Here is a 17230-nt window from a genome sequence, read left to right as displayed (position 1 = left end):
CTTTCGTCTCGCGCGGAGAGGATCTGCGCGCGCAGATCCTCCCTCAGGGACGCGAACGGACGGCGGGCGGGTTGCCGAAGGCGGGAACGGGGGCGGGGGCGCACCGCGTCCGGCCGGGGCGCGGGGCGTCCCCATCACCGTCGCCGACGGCGGCGCTCGCACCAACTGCGGCAGCACCGGCAGCAACCGCAGCTCCGTCCACACGGGCCGCACAGTCGGCACCGGCACCACCGGTGGCACCGGCCACACCGGCGGCCACACCGGCCACACCGGCGGCACCGGCCGCACCGGCGGCACCGGCCGCACCGGCCGCATCGGTCAAACCGGTAGCTCCGATCACACCGGCGGCTCCGGTCACACCAATGACACCGGCGGCTCCGGCCGCACCGGCGGCACAGTTGGCACCGGCCACACCGGTAGCACCGGACACACCGGCCACACTGGACACACCGGTGGCACGGGTGGCACCGGTGGCACCGGCGGCTCCGGCCACATCGGCCACACCGGTGGCACAGTCGGCACCGGCCGCACCGGCCGCACCGGCTACACCGGTCAAACCGGTGGCACAGTCGGCTCCGGCCGCTCCGGCCGCTCCGGCCGCATCGGTCAAACCGGTAGCACCGATCACACCGGCGGCTCCGGCCACACCGGTGGCACAGTCGGCACCGGCCACACCGGTAGCACCGGCGGCACAGTCGGCACAGTCGGCACCGGCCACACCGGCCACACCGGTAGCACCGGCTGCACCGGCCGCACCGGTCACACCATCGGCACCGGTCACACGGTCGGCGCGGGCGGCACCGGCAGCTCCGGCCGCACAGTCGCCACGGGCAGCACGGGCAGCACGGGCAGCACGGGCAGCACGGGCAGCACAGGCAGCGCGGGCAGCACAGGCCATACGAGCCATCCCGCCCGTACGGGCCGTCGTCCCCCCAGGCCCCCCGGACGACGCCCGCCCCGGCCCCGTACGCCATCCGGCTCGCCGGAACAGTCCTGTCAGGCGGGACATCCGAGGCCCCCGGGGCGCCCCGCCCCGGGGGTGTCGGATCAGCCACGTGCCGAGTGCCACCGTGAGGCCCACGGCGACGATCACCCAGGACGCGGTCCGCAGGGTGTCGGTCAGTGCGTCGTACACGGCGCCCGCCGCGTCACGGGACACGTCCGGGGGCAGGTCGTCGAGGGTGAGCCCGCGGCCCACGGCTACGGCGACGGCGAGCGCGCCCGCCCCCGCGGCCGCGCCGAGGGCGGTCGCGACCACCGCGCGGCGGCGGCGCACCGCGAGGAGGATGCCGCCCGCGGCGAGCAGCACGGCGGCGACGGGCAGCCAGAGACCCGCGACCTGGAGCATGCGGAACCCCTTACGGAAGTCGCTGAGATCCTGGGCCTTCATGACGGTGACCTCGGTGTGCCGCACCGGGATGCGGTTCGCGAAGGGCGTGCCCTCTTCGGTGAGCTGGCGCTTGACCTGCTGGGTGATGGGCGCGAGGTCGATGGTGACGGCGCCCTCGGCGTCATGGGTGAGCGCGGCCTGCACGGCGTCGTGGGCGGCCCGGTTGGCGGCGTTCCACGCGGCCTGGAAGGCGCCGGTCTCGGTGAAGGAGTGCACCGCGTCCCGGACGAAGGACGTGACGACCGACTGCAGCGGACCCGCGTCGATCTCGTTCATCGCGGACTCGGTGACGGCGTCGCTGACGGCGGCACGCACCGCGGGGTCGGAGGCGAGCGGCGCCATCGTGGCCACGTACGCGCTCGCGTCCTCGATCTCGTACTTCGCCCAGGTCGAGACCGTGCCGAGCGGTACGAGCAGGCAGGCGAGGACCAGCAGTACGGCGGACAGGGCGGCGCGTGGACGTCGGGGCACGCCCCCCAGGCAAGACCCCGGCCGCGGACCGCGCGACCGGGGTCACTGCATATGGGGGCAGGAATGCCCGCCTTCGTGGGACGCCGCCCGCGCGCCGCGTACGGGCTACTTGCGGTTGTAGAGGCGCATCGTCACGGGACCGAAGACCGCGACGAGCAGGCCCGCCCAGCCGAGGCTCCAGGCGATGTCGGCGGCCGGCCAGTCACCGTCCATCAGACCGCGCACCCCCGAGGCGACATGCGTGACGGGGTTGTTGTTGACGAAGGCCTGGAGCCAGCCCGGCATCGTCTCCGGCTTCACGAAGATGTCGCTGAGGAACGTCAGCGGGAACAGCACCATCATGCTGACGCCCATCACGGACTTCTCCGTACGCAGGAGCAGCCCGAACATCGTCCACACCCAGGAGAAGGCGAACGAGAACACGAGCAGGAGCAGCACCCCGGCGAGCACACCGAGCGCGCTGTCCGGGCGGAAGCCCAGGATGATGCCGACGGTCAGCATCACCGCGGACGCCATGGCGTACCGCAGGGCGTCGCCGAGGAGATAGCCGACGAGCGTCGAGGGCCGCCAGATCGGCAGCGAGCGGAAACGGTCGAAGACGCCCTTCTCGATGTCGGTGTTCACCGAGACACCCGTGTACATCGTGATCATGACGACGGACATCACCAGGATGCCGGGCAGCAGGTACTGGATGTACTCGCGCGGGGAACCGGCGAGGGCGCCTCCGAACAGGTACGTGTACATCAGCACCATCATGATCGGGAACGCCGTGACGTCGAAGAGCTGCTCCGGCACGTGCTTGATCTTCAGGATGGCGCGCCAGCCGAAGGTCAGGGACGCGGACAGGGCGCTGGGGCGCGGCGGGCGTTCCTTGGCGATGAGCAGTTCGGCGAGGGACTCCGGGCGGACGGGGGCGAGGTCCTGGGCCTCGGTGGTGGTCGCGGTACGCGTGGTGGTCATCGGGTCACCTCGGCTTCCTCGCGGTCGTTGACGTCGATGTCCTTGCGGGGGGCGCCCCCGCCCGGGGGTTCGTGCTCGCTCGGGTGGCCGGTGAGCGCGAGGAACACCTCGTCGAGGCTGGGCTGGCCCAGGGAGAAGTTGTCGACGGTGATGCCGGTGCGGGCCAGTTCGGCGAGGGCGCGCGCTGCCTGCTCGGCGGCACCGATGCCGTTGGCGGAGCCCTCGCCCACGCGGGCGGTGAGCGCGACCGGGTCGGCCTCCAACTGGATCGTGGCGCCGTCGAGCGCGAGCCGCAGCACCTCCTCGGCCCGGGGGCGCTGCTCGGCGTCGCGCAGCCTGACGTGCACGGACCCGGCGCCGACGGACGCCTTCAGCTCGCCCTTGGTGCCCTCGGCGATGACCCGGCCCTTGTCGATGACGGCGATACGGGACGCGAGCTGGTCGGCCTCGTCCAGATACTGCGTGGTCAGGAGCACCGTGGTGCCGTGGCCGACGACGGCGCGGACGATGTCCCACACCTGGTTGCGGCTGCGCGGGTCCAGGCCGGTCGTCGGCTCGTCGAGGAACAGCAGGTCGGGGGTGTTGAGGATGGAGGCGGCGATGTCGATGCGGCGCCGCATGCCGCCGGAGTAGTGCTTCACCTGCCGGGCCGCGGCGTCCCCGAGCCCGAAGGCGTCAAGGAGCTGTTCGGCGCGGGCGTACGCGGCCTTCTTGCCGTGTCCTGTGAGGCGGGCGAGGAGCACCAGGTTCTCGGTGCCGGTGAGGTCCTCGTCCACCGAGGCGTACTGCCCGGTGAGGCTGACGAGGCCGCGGACCGTGTCGGCCTCGCGGACCACGTCGTGGCCGAAGACATGCGCCTCACCGCCGTCCGGTCGCAACAGCGTGGCCAGCATCTTCACGGTCGTCGTCTTGCCCGCGCCGTTCGGCCCGAGGACCCCGTAGACCGTGCCCGCGGGGACGGTCAGGTCGACGCCGTCGACCGCGCGGTTGTCGCCGAACGTCTTGACCAGGCCCGCGGTCTCGATGGCCGGACCTCCGGACCCCGGGCCCCGGTGTGGGTGCTTGTCGCTCATGTCCCTGTGCCCTCCGCTGTGCGGTTCGTCGGCTGTCCGTCGTGAGGGAAGACCGGTCCGGCGGCGGAAACTCATCGCTGCGGGGCCCGGCGGCGGGTCGCTGCTGTCCAGCGTGGCACGCGCTCCGGTGGAGCGCGGGGTCGAACGGGTGTTTCCTTGAGCTGGGGAACAGGACGCCACTGGGCGTGAGCAGAGAGGAGCCGCGTCATGGCTCACACCGCACACACCGGGCACACCGGGCACGGCGCGCGCACCGCGCACACCGGGCACGGCGCGCACGGGGGACTTGGAACACTCTCGGCCACCTGGGCGGTGCCCGCCCTCCTCGCCGTCGTGTACGGCGTCTGGGCCGCCGCCAACCACCGCGACGGTGGTCCGATCACCGGCGGCAACGTCCTTCTCGGGGTGCTGTCCGGCCTCGTCTTCGCCGGACTGTACGTCGCGCTGCGTGCCGTCGCCCCCGCGCTCCCCCGCGAGCTGCGCGGCGCGGCCTGGGCGCTCTTCGCGGGGGTGTCCTTCGGCTTCCTGTACAGCCTCACGGACGCGGGTGTCCTGCGGACGGCTGTGGTGGCGGCCTTGGTCGCCGCGGTTGTCTTCGCGACGGCGTTCTACCGGTACTACACACGGGAGTGACGGCTTGGCCCCTGCGGTGCGCGTGCCTCAGAGGGTTCCGAGGTCGACCGCCCGGGCCATGGCCCGGTACCCCGCGTCGTTCGGGTGCAGGTGGTCCCCGCTGTCGTAGGCGGGACGGATCCGCTCCGGGTCCGCCGGGTCGGCGAGCGCCCGGTCGAGGTCGACGTACGCGTCGTACTCGCCGGAAGTCCGCACCCACGCGTTGAACGCGTCGCTGACGGCGGCGGCCCGCGCACCGTAGTGGTCGGACCCGCCGAGCGGCACCAGCGTCGCCCCGACGACCTTCAGGCCCTTGTCGTGCGCGGCGCGTATCAACTCGCGGTGCCCGGCGATGAGCTGCTCGGCGCTGACGACGGGTGCGGGCTTGTAGGTGGGCTTGTCGGTCTCGCTGAAACCGATGTCGTTGACGCCTTCGAGGACGACGACGGTCTTCGCGCCCGGCAGGTCGAGCGCGTCCCTGCGGAACCGTCCCGTGCCCTTGTCGCCGTACCAGGCCGAGTCGTTGAGGACCATGTTGCCGCCGATGCCGGAGTTCAGGACGGGCCGCGGCGTACCGGACTTCGCGAGGCGCTCGGCGAGGGCGTCGGACCAGCGGCGGTTGGTGTCGGTGGAGGAGGCGAAGCCGTCGGTGATGGAGTCGCCGAAGAGGACGACCCCGGTACGCCGCGGTACGGTGCCGCGACCGCCCGCCGTCCGCGAGTCGCGTACGTCCACGCCGGACAGGTAGTACCAGGACTCGGTCGACTCCTTGAAGGCCCGCGCGCCGGTGTCGGCGGTGTGGTCGCCCTGCGCCCGGTAGCTGGTGGCGAACGACTGGGCGTGGAACGTGGCGGGGCCCGTGGTGCCCGCCAGGTGCAGGGTGACGGTCACGGACTCGAACCGGCCGAGGTCGAGGCCGGCTTCGTCGCTCGCCAGTTGCCCGCCCGCCGGGACGGTGGCGGACCCCGCGCCGCCGAAGGTGAGCCGCCGCACCGAGCCCCGCTCGACGTCCGCGCCCTTGGTGCCCGCGGTGCGGGCGACGGTCGCGCTCGCGATGCGCAGCGGTGAGGCCCCGTACCGGTTGGAGAGACGGATGCGGGCTCTGTCACCCCCTTCCGTCACCCGGACGACCTGCCGGAGGGTCTGGTCGTCGAAGCCCGCTTCGGACCAGTTGGCCTTGAAGTTGGTGCTCGGGCGCTGCGGCGCCGCGGCCCACGCCGCGGTCCAGGCCCCCTCGGCGGCCTCGTGGCCGGTTGCGTGACGGGAGGCCCCGCTGTCGGAGGCCTGGGCGACGGTGACGGCGGTACCGGCGGTGACGGCGAGGGCGACGGCGACGGAGGTCGTTCGGGTACGCGAAAACATCGGGAACTCCTGGAGGTTGGCCGTGAGGGAGCCGGGATCGCCCCGGCTCCGAGGTGGTCGGCACGCTGCCGTGCCGACCACTCAAAGATCCGCCCACGGCGATGGCCCATCAACGCCGAACCGTGAAACGATCACCACGCTCGGGCTTATCGATGCAGGTCACAGGGGGAGCGCGCCATGGAACGACAGGAACTGCAGACCTTTCTGACCCTCGCCGAGGAGCTGCACTTCGGCCGCACGGCCGAGCGGCTGCTGCTCTCGCAGGCCCGGGTGAGCCAGACCGTGAAGAAGCTGGAGCGGAAGATCGGCGCGCCGCTGTTCGAGCGCACCAGCCGGGTGGTGCGGATGTCGCCCCTGGGACGGCAGTTGTACGACGACCTCGCACCGCTGCACGACCGGATGGAGGCGGCCGTAGCCCGCGCCAAGGACGTGGCGCGGGGTGTGGAGGGGGAGCTTGTGGTCGGCTTCCTCGGGTCGGGGGCCGGTTCGCTCACCCAGCCAGTCCTGAAGCTGTTCCGGGAGCGGTGCCCCGGGTGCGCGGTGCGGATGCGCGAGACGCAGTTCCAGGACCCGCTGGGCGCGCTGCGCGCGGGTGAGGTGGACGTCCTCTTCACCTGTCTGCCGGTGCAGGAGCCCGATCTGACGGTGGGCCCGGTCGTCATCAACGAGTCCCGGGCCCTCGCGGTGCCGCTCGGCCACCGCTTCGCGGGGCGCGCCTCGCTGTCCTTCGAGGAACTCGCGGGCGAGACGTTCTTCGGTGTGGCCGGTGGCGCGCCCGCGTACTGGTGGGACTTCCACGTGCCGCCGCGCACGCCGAGCGGGGCCGAGATCCGGCGCGGGCAGGACGTGGCGACGTTCCAGGAACTCATGACCCTGATCGCCACGGGCCAGGGCGTGTCCCCGGTCATCGCCTCCGTGGAGGCGTACTACGCCCGCCCGGACGTCACCTTCGTCCCCGTGCACGACCTGCCGACGGCGGACGTAGGCCTGATCTGGCGCACCGGCGGCACCAACCCCCGCACGGAGGCATTCATCCGTGCCGTACGGGACGTCCTGGCCGCCAACGGCGGCCCCGCGGCGTTCTAGGGCCTGCCCGCGGCGTTCCAGGTCCCGTCCGACGTGCCCCGGCCCTTGTCGGCCGCCGCGCCCGGGTCCGTGCACAGCGCCCAGATCACGAACGCGCCGAGCGCGAGCGAGATGAGGGCCCACAGGGGGGTGTACGGCAGCCACATGAACTGCGCGACCATGCCGAGGGCGGCGAGCGCGACGCCCGCGCCCCGCGCCCACTCGGCGCCCTTGAGGATGCCCAGGCCGGTCACGGCGATGAGCAGGCCGAGCACGAGGTGGATCCAGCCCCAGGTGGTGAGGTCGAACTTGTAGACGTAGTCGCCGAGCCGGGCGTACACGTCGTCCTTCGCGATGCCCGCGATGCCCGCCAGGATGCCCAGAACGCCGTTCACCAGCATCAGGACACCGGCGAACACCGTGCTGCCGGAGACCCGGACGCCGCGTCCGTGCTGGGCGTGCTGGCCGTGCCGGCTGTGGTGGCCGTGCTGTGTGGAGTCCATGGACCGAGCGTCCGACCGGCGGGGCGGCACGGCGAACGGGGTGGGCCGTTCGGGTGCGTCCGGCCGGCCGGTCGGACGCTCGGGAGGGGGGACCGGAGGGCGGCACGTCCAGGGGAGGGACGGGGTGCGGCTCAGGCGCCGCGCTGGGCCTCCAGGCCGTCCAGGATGACGTCGAGGCCCACGTCGAAGTTGCTGCGGCGGGTCTGGTCCGCGGCGCCCGCGCCCTGCTCCGCGTACAACTGCCGCAGCCGCGGGAAGGGCTCCATGGCCTGCTCGGAGATGGCGGCGACCCGCTCCGCCCACTCCTGCTCCTCCTGGCCGCTGCGGGCCAGCATGGTCAGCCACGCGGCCTCGGTGGCGGCCGTGCCGATGACGTACGCCCAGATCGTCTTGAGGGCGACCTCCGCCCGCGAGGGGGTGAAGCCGCCGCTCTCGAAGAGCTCAAGGGTGTCCTCGGTGAGCCGCATCATGTTCGGCCCGAGGTGGGCCATGCCGACCTCGCCGAGGACGGAGGCGATCCAGGGGTGCCGCAGGATCGCGGCGCGCACGTTGTTCCCGCACTCCACGGCGGCCGCACGCCACTCGGTGCCGGACTCGGGCCGCGGCACTCGAATCTCGCCATACACCTCGTCGACGACGAGCTCGATCAGTTCGTCCTTGTTGGACACATGGGTGTAGAGCGAGGTGGCGCCGGCGTTCAGTCGGGTGCCGAGCTTGCGCATGCTCAGGGCCTCGATGCCGTCCGTGTCGAGCAGGGCGACGGCTTCGGCCACGATCTGGTCGCGGCTGAGCGTGGGCTGGTCCCGGCGCGGGCGCTGGGGCCGGGTCCACACCGAGCCGATCGCGTCGAGGGCTGTTTCCTTGCGCGAGGATTTCGACGGCCTGGCCGACGGGCCGGTCGACGGCCCGGTCGACGGATTGGTCGGCTGCGCGGCGCGTGGCATGCGGCCACCCCTTTTCTGCTCGCCGTTCGCGTTGTGGTCGTTTCCAGCCTACCGCAGGGGCGCACGCCGTTCGGGGTTTGCGATCAGTGTACGGCGGGCGTACAGTGTTCGGTGGAAGCGAACGCCGTACCGTTGCACTTGCTCTGGAGGTCCGTCATGGACGATGTGGGAACGAAGACAGCGGCCGGGGAGCCGACGGAGCGCGATCCGAAGCGCTGGCTGATTCTGATCGTGCTCTGTCTCAGCACGCTCGTCCTGGTGATCGACAACATGGTCCTCACCGTCGCGGTCCCCCCGATCGCCGAGGACCTGAACGCGAGCGCGTCGGATCTCCAGTGGATCCTCGACTCGTACATGCTGGTGTTCGCCGGTCTGCTGCTCACCACCGGATCGCTCTCCGACCGGTTCGGCCGCCGCAAGGTGATGCTCATCGGGTTGCTGCTCTTCGGCGCGGCCTCCCTCATCGGGACCATCGCGGAAAGCCCCGAGCAGCTCATCGGCGCCCGCATCCTGATGGGTGTCGGCGGCGCGCTGATCATGCCGAGCACCCTGTCCATCGTGATCACCGTCTTCGACGACGAGGAGCGCCCCAAGGCGATCGCCGCCTGGTCCGGCGTGACCATGGTCGGTCTCGTCGGCGGCCCCCTCTTCGGCGGCGTGCTGCTCGACCACTTCTGGTGGGGCTCGATCTTCCTGATCAACGTGCCGATCGCCGCGGTCGCCTTCCTCGCCGCGATCGTCCTGATGAAGGAGTCGAAGGGCCCCTGGCGCAAGGCCGACCCGGTCGGCATGGTCCTGTCGATGGTCGGCATGGTCTCGCTGGTCTGGACGATCACCGAGTGGCCCAAGGAGGGCTTCGGGGACCCGAAGGTCTATGTGGCCGCGATCGTGTCGGTGTTCTGCCTCGTGGGCTTCGGCGTCTGGGAGACCCGGGTCGGCGAGCCGATGGTGCCGCTCGCCCTGTTCCGCAACCGCGTCTTCACCGGCGCGAGCTTCTCCATCGTCCTCCTGACGTTCGCCAACGGCGGTCTGATGCTGGTCCTGAGCCAGTACCTCCAGTTCGTCCTGGAGTACACGCCGACGAAAACGGGCTGGGCCTTCGCGCCCCTCGCCCTCGCCTCGCTCGTCTTCAACGCACTCAGCGCCGTGCTCGGCCCGAAGATCGGCAACCGCTTCATGGCGGCGCTCGGTCTCGCGGTCATCGCGTCCGGCTTCTTCACCCTCGCCACGCTGGAGCCCGGTGACGGCTTCGGCATCGTGACCACGGCCATGGTCCTCATGGGTGCCGGTGGCGGTCTGGCCATGCCGGCCGCGCAGGCCGCCATGATGGGCGCCGTACCGCACGAGCACGCCGGTGTCGGCTCCGCCATGAACGACACGGTGCAGCAGGCGGGCGCCGCCCTCGGTGTCGCCGTACTCGGCTCCATCCTGTCGAGCACCTACGGCAACAAGATGCCCGACGACGCCCCCGGCAAGTCCGACGAGTCCATCGTCGAGGCCTTCTCGGAGGCCGCACGCATCGGCGACGAGGGCCTGGTCCACACGGCCCGCGACGCCTTCACCGAAGCGATGTCCTCGGCCTTCGTGGTCGGTGCGATCGGTGTCCTGGTCGCGGCCGCCCTGTCCCTGCTGCTGATGCGGACCCGCGGCGACGACGCGCCGCCAGCGGCCGCGGTGCCGGGCGCGGCGCAGCCGGACGGCAGCGAGTCCGCCGAGACTTCGGCGGACGTCAAGACCGGTCACTGAAGTACAGCGGTACGACCCGCGGGTACGGCGGTACGCGGCACCGACGGCCGCTCGGTTCCCCCTTACGGGGGGCCGGGCGGCCGTTGCCGTGCCCCGCCAGGGGCGCGGGGAACTGCGCGCCCAGCGCGCGACAAGCCGCAGACGCGTCTGCGTGGTCGCCCGGCAGACGCGTCCGCGGCTTTTCGTGGGTTGCTCGCGCAGTTCCCCGCGCCCCTGGCGGGGCGCCCCCCCCCGCGGCCCTTGCGGGGCCCTGGTCACCAGGTGGAGCGTGCGCTGACCCCGCCGTCCACGAGGAGGTCCGTCCCCGTGATCCACTCCGCCGCGTCGGACGCGAGGAACACACAGGCGGAACCGATGTCCTCGGGCCGCCCCAGGCGGGTGAGCGGCGCGGCCCGCGTCCACCGCCGCACGCCCTCGGGCCACGCCTCGGCGAGGCCGGGGTGCTCGATGAGGCCCGGGGACACGCTGTTGACCCGGACCCCGCGCGGCCCGTACTCCACGGCCGCGGCACGCGCGTGCATGATCAGGGCGGCCTTGGACGCGCTGTAGTGCGCGTGCCCCACCGCGGGCTGATGCCCCTCGATGGACGCGATATGGGTGACGCTGCCGCCGTGCTCCTGGCCGGACATCACCTCGGCGGCGGCCTGTGTGCAGCAGAACGCGCTGGTCACATTGGCGTCCTGGAGCCGCCGCCAGTCCTCTGCCCCCATCGCGGACAGCTCCTGCACGGGCTGGATCCCCGCGTTGTTGACGAGGGCGTCGAGGCGCCCGCGCCAGGCGTACGCCTCCTCGACGAGCCGCCCGCACTCGCTCTCCCGCCCCAGGTCCGCGGCGACGACGAGGGCGGCACCGCCGTCCGCCCCGATCCCGGCAGCGACCTCACGCGCCCGCTCCGTGTTCCGGTGGCAGTGCACCACCACGGCGGCGCCCGCCTGCGCGAACCGCCGGGCGATGCCACCGCCGACGATCCCGCTGGCGCCGGTCACGAGCGCCACGCGCCCCTCCAGGGTGGGAAGGCGGGGGTCAGTCACGGCACAGCCTCCGGATCAGTTCGGCCTGCTGCGGATAGCGGGCGGCCAGTACGTCCGGGTCGCCGCCCTCGTAGTCGGACTCCAGGAACCCCGGAGCCATCGTCGTACCGAACAGCGACCACTCGCCGCCGTCCCGCACCCGTGCGCCCATCCACGTACCCGCGCGCACGACCAACTGGAACTCCTCACCGTCCCCGTCGCCGAGTATGCGCAGCTCGTCCGTGCCGTCCGGGGCCAGGAGCAGCAGGTCGAGCGGATCACCCTGGTAGAAGTGCCACACCTCGTCCGTGGGCAGTCGGTGCAGCGCCGAGAAGTCGTCCGCCGCGGAGGTCAGCAGCATGACGATCGCCGTCCCCGCGGGGTGCCCCGTGGCGTCCGGCGGCCCCGCCCAGGTCTGGCGGAAACGGCCCCCCTCGAAGGGCAGGGGCTCCAGGCCGTGCCGGGCGATCAGTTCCTCGGCGGTGACAGGGCGCTTCGCCATGCGCTGCCCACATCCTCTCCGTCGTCGCAGCCCGACCAGCAGTCGAACCAGCAGTCGAACCAGCAGCCGAACCAGCAGTCGAACCAGCAGCCGAACCAGCGGGCGCGTCAGCGGTCGAACCGGTGGCGGTGCCCGCGTTCCGGCAGCACGGTAACCCCCGGCGCCGCGGCGAGGAATATCGCTGGCCCGGCCACCCACCCGGTGCCTAGTCTCAACGATCATGAACCGGCGGAAGCAGAAGAAACTCAACGGGCGTCTTTTCGAGGTGATCTGGTCGGGTGACTCCACCCGGGTGCGGGCACTCCTGCGCGCGGGCGCCGACCCGTCCCAACCGGATCGGGAGGGCGTCACGCCGCTGTACGAGGCGTCCGTGAACGGCAGGGCGGAGGTGGCCCGCCTGCTCCTTGCCGCCGGGGCCGCCCCCGACACCGAGAGCAGGGGACTCGGCGCGGACGGCACCCCGCTGTGCGCGGCCGCCTGCTGGGGCCACACCGAGACGGTGCGCGCCCTCCTCGACCACGGCGCGGCACCGGGCCTCCGCGAGGACGACGGCACCGGCTGGACCCCGTTGCACTGGGCCAACCAGGGCCCGCACCCCGAAACGGCCGCGCTCCTCACCGCCGCGGGCGCCACGGCCTGACCGGGGCCCGACGGCGGGCGCCCGATCCGGCCGTACGGTGGACGGCGATTGACGAACCGTGCCAAGTGCATTGCCCGGTGGTGGGCCCCGGCGTCACGATGCCGTCATGCGCTTCTCGATCAACATTCCGAACTTCGGGGACTTCGCGGACGCCAGGACCATCGCCCGGGTCGCGGCCGCGGCCGAACTCGCGGGCTGGGACGGCCTGTTCGTATGGGACCACGTGGTGCACGACAAACGGGCCCAGCGCGGCAAGCCGTTCGGGGACCCGTGGATGCTCCTCACGGCGGCGGCGCTCGCGACCGAGAGGATCAAGCTCGGCACCCTGGTCACGCCGGTGGCCAGGCGACGCCCGCACCAGTTGGCGCGGCAGGTGGCCACCCTCGACGACGTGAGCGCGGGCCGGGTGGTTTTCGGCACCGGGCTCGGCGGGCCGATCGACGACGAGTACGCGAGCTTCGGCGAACCCACCGAGCCGCGGGTCCTCGCCGAACGCCTCGACGAGGGCCTCGACCTCCTCGACCGCTACTGGTCCGGCGATCCCGTGACACACCGCGGCAAGCACTTCCACGTCGACGACGTGCAGCTCCTTCCCGCCACCGCGCAGCGGCCCCGGCCGCCGGTGTGGGTCGCGGGCTTCTGGCCCAACCGCCCGCCGATGCGCCGCGCGGCCCGCTGGGACGGCGCCGTACCGCTGTTCAAGTCGGCCGCGCACGGCGAGATCCCGCCCCTGGAGGAGTTCCGCGAACTCGTCGCGTACGTGCGCGCGCACCGCGAGGACGGCGAAGCGGGTGCCCCCTTCGACTTCGTCGTCGGCGGCGCGAGCGCCGCCGACCCCGCCAAGGCCAGGGACCTGCTCGGCCCCCTGCGCGACGCGGGCGCCACCTGGTGGGACGAACGACAGCTCCAGACGTCGACGTCCCTGGACCGACTCGACCCGGTCCTGCGCCGCATCGAGCAGGGCCCGCCACAGCTCTGACGCCACCCGGGCGTCAGCACTGACAGCACCCGGCGTCAGCACTGACGTCACCCGGCGCCAGCTCTGACAGACAGCGCCCGGCCCTCACCTCTGCCGCCACCCGGCGCCCGCGCAGACGCCACCCGGCGTCAGCACTGGTCACACGGGCGGCGGTCGCAGCAGCCCCATGAACATCAGCATCAGCTCGTCCACGATCGTGTCGAGGCTCGCGTCGACGTACCCGGCCGTCCAGTCGTACAGCAGCCCGTTGACCGCGGCGACGAAGCCGAGCGCGGCGATGCGATAGTCCCGCGCACCGATCTCGCCGCGTGCCACGGCTTCGTCGAGGGCGGCGACCACGAGGTCCACCCAGCCCTTGCGGGCCTCCAGGCGCTGCTGCTCCAGCTCGGGGCTGACGCCCGTGACCTCCACGAAGGCGATCCGCACCAGATGCGGATTGGCCGTGAGCACGCGTGCGTACGCGCGGAACGCGGCGTCGGCGCGCTCGCGGACACCACCCTCCGCGGCCTCGGCGAGAGCCTTGGTGATCGCCGCCTGCGCGAAGTGCTGCACCTGCCCGTGCAGGGCGGCCAGGACCTCCTCCAGATTGCGGAACTCCTCGTAGAACTGGCGCGTCGAGAGATCGGCGCGGGCACACAGTGACGCCACCGACGCGGCCCGGTAGGCGCCGGGCCCGGCGCCGAACAACTCGATGCCCGCCTGAAGGAGCCGCCGTCGCCGCTCGGACCTGCGCTGCTCGGCGGACTTGCCCCCGTACGCCCTCGCCGGCCCGCGCGTGCCCCGCGCCTCCTCGGACCTCACCGCCCCCACCCCTCCCACCTGGACGTACGCCAACTCCCGCATCCTGCACGGGAATTGTCCCGCGCACGACTCTTGCGCCGGTCCCGACCTCGCCCTACTTTCAGGTAACCAATCTGAAGCGCTGCCGTTTCAGATTCCTGGGACTTGCTATGTCATGCCTATGACAAGACAGGCGAGGCTGGCCGACCGAGAGGACCGGAACCGTGAACAGACCGTCCGCACCCGCCCGTCGGCCAGGCACCACACGCCGCCGGATCGCCGCCGTCGTCACCCCCGCCGCCCTCGCGGCCACGGCGCTCACCGCCACGGCGGCCCCGGCGCAGGCCACCGAGCAGCCGCGTGCGCGCTACCCCGTCGGCGGTGTCGCCGAGGGCGTGAGCAACTTCCTGTTCAGCCCGAACGCCGTGGCCGGTGTGAACGACTGGAGTTGCAAGCCGACCGCCGAGCACCCGAACCCGGTCGTCCTCGTCCACGGCACCGGGGTGAACCTCGGGGCGAACTGGGTCACGATGGGCCCGACCCTCGCCAACGAGGGGCACTGCGTCTACGCCTTCAACTACGGCATGGGAAGCCCGCTCAACCTCGGCGGGCGGGTCGGCGGCATGACCGGCGTCGCCAAGTCGTCCGAGACGATGAGCGCGTTCGTGGACAAGGTGCTCGCGGCCACCGGCGCGAAGAAGGTGAACGTCCTCGGGCACTCACAGGGCGGCATGCTGCCGAACCACTACATCAAGCGGCTCGGCGGCGCGCAGAAGGTCGACCGGCTCGTCGCGCTCGCGCCCACCAACCACGGCACCACCCTCAGCGGTCTGGTCAACCTCGGCAGGGCGCTCGGCCTGCTCGGCGTCGTCAACGACGCCTTCGACCACCTGAACCTTCAGGGGCTCAAGGACCAGGAGGAGGGCTCCGACTTCCAGCGGGCCCTGTGGGCGGACGGCGACACCGTGCCCGGCGTGCGCTACACGGTCATCGCGAGCAAGTACGACGTCGTGGCGAGCCCGTACACCAACAACTTCCTGAAGGGCGACAACGTCCGCAACATCGCGGTGCAGGACCAGTGTCCGAAGAACCCGGTCGGCCATGTGGGCCTGTTCACCGACGGCCCCACGACCCAGAACGTCGTCAACGCCCTGGGCCCCGACAAGCCCGACTTCAAGCCTGTGTGCAAGGGGTACGGGCCGCCCTTCTAGGGCCGGAGGGCGAGCACCGCCCCGACGAACACCGCCGCCCCCACCAGGCACCAAGCGAACGTCCGCCGCTGGAGCACCCGGTAGGCCTCCTCGTACTCGGTGCGCAGCTCGATCGCCCGGGACGCGGTGCGGTCCCAGGCCCGGCGGACGAGCACCATGTGCTCCTCGGTGTACTGGCGCTCCACCTCCTCGCGCTGGCTCTCGGTGAGCCAGGGCAGGCGGTGGGTGAAACGCTCGGCAGCCGCGCGGGACTCGGACCGCGCGGCCTCGACGAGCAGCAGCCCCTCCAGGTCACGTACCAGGGCCTGCGCGTCGGCCCCGCGTTCGTCCATGGCGGTCACGCCGGCACCTCCGCGGCCTGCTTCCCCGGCTCGACGGGGGCGCTGTCGGACTCGACCTCGGGATGGTGCAGGTCGAAGGCGGGCGACTCGCTGCGGATGCGGGGCAGCGTGCGGAAGTTGTGCCGTGGCGGCGGACAGGACGTGGCCCACTCCAGGGAGCGGCCGTAGCCCCATGGATCGTCGACCTCGATCTTCTTGCCGTACTTGGCGGTCTTCCAGATGTTGTAGAAGAACGGCAGCAGCGACATGCCGAGCAGGAAGGAGAAGATCGTCGAGACCGTGTTCAGGGCGGTGAAGCCCTCCACCGCCAGATAGTCCGGGATGCGGCGCTGCATGCCCGCCGTACCGAGCCAGTGCTGGACGAGGAAGGTGCCGTGGAAGCCCACGAACAACGTCCAGAAGGTGATCTTGCCGAGGCGTTCGTCGAGCATCTTGCCGGTGAACTTGGGCCACCAGAAGTGGAATCCCGCGAACATCGCGAACACGACGGTGCCGAAGATGACGTAGTGGAAGTGCGCGACCACGAAGTACGTGTCGGACGAGTGGAAGTCCATCGCCGGTGAGGCCAGGATGACGCCGGTCAGACCGCCGAAGACGAACGTGATGAGGAAACCGACCGCCCACAGCATCGGTGTCTCGAAGGACAACGAGCCCTTCCACATGGTGCCGATCCAGTTGAAGAACTTCACGCCCGTCGGCACGGCGATGAGGAACGTCATGAAGGAGAAGAAGGGCAGCAGCACCCCGCCCGTCACATACATGTGGTGCGCCCACACCGTCACCGAGAGACCGGCGATCGCGATGGTCGCGCCGATCAGACCCATGTAGCCGAACATCGGCTTGCGCGAGAAGACCGGGATGACCTCGGAGATGATGCCGAAGAACGGCAGCGCGATGATGTACACCTCGGGGTGGCCGAAGAACCAGAAGAGGTGCTGCCACAGCAGTCCCCCGCCGTTCGCCGCGTCGAAGATGTGGGAACCGAACTTGCGGTCCATCTCCAGGGCGAACAGCGCGGCGGCAAGGACCGGGAAGGCGAGCAGCGCGAGCACGGCCGTGAGCAGCACGTTCCAGGTGAAGATCGGCATGCGGAACATCGTCATGCCGGGGGCGCGCATGCAGATGATGGTGGTGATGAAGTTGACCGAGCCGAGGATCGTGCCGAAGCCGGAGAACGCGAGCCCCATGATCCACATGTCGCTGCCGATGCCCGGTGAGTGCACCGCCCCGGACAGCGGTACGTACGCGGTCCAGCCGAAGTCGGCCGCCCCCTGCGGGGTCAGGAAGCCGCCCACCGCGATCAGCGAGCCGAACAGGTACAGCCAGTAGGCGAACATGTTCAGGCGCGGGAAGGCCACGTCGGGGGCGCCGATCTGGAGCGGCATGATCCAGTTCGCGAAGCCCGCGAACAGCGGCGTCGCGAACATCAGCAGCATGATCGTGCCATGCATCGTGAACGCCTGGTTGAACTGCTCGTTCGACATGATCTGCGTGCCCGGACGGGCCAGCTCGGCGCGCATGAAGAGCGCCATCACCCCGCCGATGCAGAAGAACGCGAACGACGTGACCAGATACAGCGTGCCGATCCTCTTGTGGTCCGTGGTCGTCAGCCACTTCACGATTTCCCTCATGCCCCGTAGG

17 protein-coding genes are annotated in these 17230 nt (G+C 71.5%); 6 read left to right on the top strand and 11 right to left on the bottom strand.

Features of this window, described 5'->3' with window-relative positions; all coding sequences use genetic code 11:
• Window positions 1-43: 43 nt before the first annotated feature.
• From IG78_RS51185 to IG78_RS0110785, 3 genes are all read right to left on the bottom strand, one after another.
• Window positions 44-1861: a hypothetical protein gene (locus tag IG78_RS51185; RefSeq protein ID WP_225882030.1), complete on the bottom strand. Its 1818-nt coding sequence runs from the start codon at window positions 1859-1861 to the stop codon at window positions 44-46.
• Window positions 1862-1966: 105 nt separating this feature from the next.
• Complete coding sequence (locus IG78_RS0110790; protein ID WP_030561597.1) at window positions 1967-2821, bottom strand: ABC transporter permease; 855 nt, start codon at window positions 2819-2821, stop codon at window positions 1967-1969.
• On the bottom strand, window positions 2818-3894 hold the full coding sequence (locus IG78_RS0110785; RefSeq protein ID WP_031128653.1) for a daunorubicin resistance protein DrrA family ABC transporter ATP-binding protein: 1077 nt from the start codon (window positions 3892-3894) through the stop codon (window positions 2818-2820). Before IG78_RS0110785 ends, IG78_RS0110790 begins: the two co-directional genes overlap by 4 nt.
• Before the next feature lie 207 nt (window positions 3895-4101).
• Here IG78_RS0110785 and IG78_RS41915 point away from each other — a divergent pair, with 207 nt between their 5' ends.
• Window positions 4102-4527 (top strand): hypothetical protein, encoded by a 426-nt coding sequence (locus IG78_RS41915; RefSeq protein ID WP_030561593.1) that lies wholly within the window; start codon window positions 4102-4104, stop codon window positions 4525-4527.
• A 27-nt stretch (window positions 4528-4554) separates the two neighbouring features.
• Here the strand turns inward: IG78_RS41915 and IG78_RS0110775 are convergent, their stop codons facing one another.
• The gene (locus IG78_RS0110775; protein WP_030561591.1) at window positions 4555-5868 is read right to left on the bottom strand and encodes an SGNH/GDSL hydrolase family protein; all 1314 of its coding nucleotides are present in this window, start codon (window positions 5866-5868) and stop codon (window positions 4555-4557) included.
• A gap of 177 nt (window positions 5869-6045) precedes the next feature.
• On the opposite strand from IG78_RS0110775, the gene IG78_RS0110770 reads away from it, so the two are divergent.
• On the top strand, window positions 6046-6954 hold the full coding sequence (locus IG78_RS0110770) for a LysR family transcriptional regulator (protein ID WP_030561589.1): 909 nt from the start codon (window positions 6046-6048) through the stop codon (window positions 6952-6954).
• Here the strand turns inward: IG78_RS0110770 and IG78_RS41910 are convergent.
• Window positions 6951-7436: a DUF7144 family membrane protein gene (locus tag IG78_RS41910; RefSeq protein WP_063760722.1), complete on the bottom strand. Its 486-nt coding sequence runs from the start codon at window positions 7434-7436 to the stop codon at window positions 6951-6953. The genes IG78_RS0110770 and IG78_RS41910 overlap by 4 nt on opposite strands.
• Before the next feature lie 131 nt (window positions 7437-7567).
• Entirely contained in the window at window positions 7568-8380 is an 813-nt protein-coding gene (locus tag IG78_RS0110760) for a TetR/AcrR family transcriptional regulator (protein WP_078964995.1), read from the bottom strand.
• 156 nt (window positions 8381-8536) lie between these two features.
• On the opposite strand from IG78_RS0110760, the gene IG78_RS0110755 reads away from it, so the two are divergent.
• A complete protein-coding gene (locus IG78_RS0110755; RefSeq protein WP_051852515.1) occupies window positions 8537-10126 on the top strand; it encodes an MFS transporter in 1590 nt (529 codons plus the stop codon).
• A 254-nt stretch (window positions 10127-10380) separates the two neighbouring features.
• Here IG78_RS0110755 and IG78_RS0110750 read toward each other — a convergent pair whose 3' ends face one another.
• Together IG78_RS0110750 and IG78_RS0110745 are read right to left on the bottom strand one after the other, a co-directional pair.
• The gene (locus tag IG78_RS0110750) at window positions 10381-11157 is read right to left on the bottom strand and encodes an SDR family NAD(P)-dependent oxidoreductase (RefSeq protein ID WP_030561582.1); all 777 of its coding nucleotides are present in this window, start codon (window positions 11155-11157) and stop codon (window positions 10381-10383) included.
• Window positions 11150-11638, bottom strand: coding sequence for a cupin domain-containing protein (locus tag IG78_RS0110745; protein WP_030561580.1), 489 nt, complete (start codon window positions 11636-11638; stop codon window positions 11150-11152). The genes IG78_RS0110750 and IG78_RS0110745 overlap by 8 nt, the downstream gene beginning before the upstream one ends.
• Before the next feature lie 220 nt (window positions 11639-11858).
• On the opposite strand from IG78_RS0110745, the gene IG78_RS0110740 reads away from it, so the two are divergent.
• A complete protein-coding gene (locus tag IG78_RS0110740) occupies window positions 11859-12278 on the top strand; it encodes an ankyrin repeat domain-containing protein (protein WP_030561578.1) in 420 nt (139 codons plus the stop codon).
• A gap of 106 nt (window positions 12279-12384) precedes the next feature.
• The gene (locus IG78_RS0110735; protein WP_030561576.1) at window positions 12385-13257 is read left to right on the top strand and encodes an LLM class flavin-dependent oxidoreductase; all 873 of its coding nucleotides are present in this window, start codon (window positions 12385-12387) and stop codon (window positions 13255-13257) included.
• Between the two features lie 138 nt (window positions 13258-13395).
• Here IG78_RS0110735 and IG78_RS0110730 read toward each other — a convergent pair whose 3' ends face one another.
• A complete protein-coding gene (locus tag IG78_RS0110730; RefSeq protein WP_030561574.1) occupies window positions 13396-14058 on the bottom strand; it encodes a TetR/AcrR family transcriptional regulator in 663 nt (220 codons plus the stop codon).
• 203 nt (window positions 14059-14261) lie between these two features.
• Between IG78_RS0110730 and IG78_RS0110725 the strand changes: the two genes are divergently transcribed.
• A complete protein-coding gene (locus IG78_RS0110725) occupies window positions 14262-15248 on the top strand; it encodes an esterase/lipase family protein (protein ID WP_051852514.1) in 987 nt (328 codons plus the stop codon).
• Here IG78_RS0110725 and IG78_RS0110720 read toward each other — a convergent pair.
• On the bottom strand, window positions 15245-15589 hold the full coding sequence (locus tag IG78_RS0110720; RefSeq protein WP_030561570.1) for a hypothetical protein: 345 nt from the start codon (window positions 15587-15589) through the stop codon (window positions 15245-15247). The genes IG78_RS0110725 and IG78_RS0110720 overlap by 4 nt on opposite strands.
• On the bottom strand, window positions 15586-17220 hold the full coding sequence (ctaD, locus tag IG78_RS0110715; RefSeq protein WP_169749685.1) for an aa3-type cytochrome oxidase subunit I: 1635 nt from the start codon (window positions 17218-17220) through the stop codon (window positions 15586-15588). The genes IG78_RS0110720 and ctaD overlap by 4 nt, the downstream gene beginning before the upstream one ends.
• Between the last annotated feature and the right edge of the window lie 10 nt (window positions 17221-17230).

It is taken from the genome of Streptomyces aureocirculatus, from assembly GCF_000720475.1.
Classification (GTDB): domain Bacteria; phylum Actinomycetota; class Actinomycetes; order Streptomycetales; family Streptomycetaceae; genus Streptomyces; species Streptomyces aureocirculatus.
The sequence above is the reverse complement of the archived record's forward strand: the minus strand, read 5'-3'. Positions and strand labels throughout refer to the sequence as shown.

What these genes read in the sequence shown, in the direction of transcription:
- IG78_RS0110790 (WP_030561597.1), bottom strand. Translation starts at nt 2,821, where the DNA reads ATGACCACCACGCGTACCGCGACCACCACCGAGGCCCAGGACCTCGCC.
- IG78_RS0110785 (WP_031128653.1), bottom strand. Translation starts at nt 3,894, where the DNA reads ATGAGCGACAAGCACCCACACCGGGGCCCGGGGTCCGGAGGTCCGGCC.
- IG78_RS41915 (WP_030561593.1), top strand. Translation starts at nt 4,102, where the DNA reads ATGGCTCACACCGCACACACCGGGCACACCGGGCACGGCGCGCGCACC.
- IG78_RS0110775 (WP_030561591.1), bottom strand. Translation starts at nt 5,868, where the DNA reads ATGTTTTCGCGTACCCGAACGACCTCCGTCGCCGTCGCCCTCGCCGTC.
- IG78_RS0110770 (WP_030561589.1), top strand. Translation starts at nt 6,046, where the DNA reads ATGGAACGACAGGAACTGCAGACCTTTCTGACCCTCGCCGAGGAGCTG.
- IG78_RS41910 (WP_063760722.1), bottom strand. Translation starts at nt 7,436, where the DNA reads ATGGACTCCACACAGCACGGCCACCACAGCCGGCACGGCCAGCACGCC.
- IG78_RS0110760 (WP_078964995.1), bottom strand. Translation starts at nt 8,380, where the DNA reads ATGCCACGCGCCGCGCAGCCGACCAATCCGTCGACCGGGCCGTCGACC.
- IG78_RS0110755 (WP_051852515.1), top strand. Translation starts at nt 8,537, where the DNA reads ATGGACGATGTGGGAACGAAGACAGCGGCCGGGGAGCCGACGGAGCGC.
- IG78_RS0110745 (WP_030561580.1), bottom strand. Translation starts at nt 11,638, where the DNA reads ATGGCGAAGCGCCCTGTCACCGCCGAGGAACTGATCGCCCGGCACGGC.
- IG78_RS0110740 (WP_030561578.1), top strand. Translation starts at nt 11,859, where the DNA reads ATGAACCGGCGGAAGCAGAAGAAACTCAACGGGCGTCTTTTCGAGGTG.
- IG78_RS0110735 (WP_030561576.1), top strand. Translation starts at nt 12,385, where the DNA reads ATGCGCTTCTCGATCAACATTCCGAACTTCGGGGACTTCGCGGACGCC.
- ctaD (WP_169749685.1), bottom strand. Translation starts at nt 17,220, where the DNA reads ATGAGGGAAATCGTGAAGTGGCTGACGACCACGGACCACAAGAGGATC.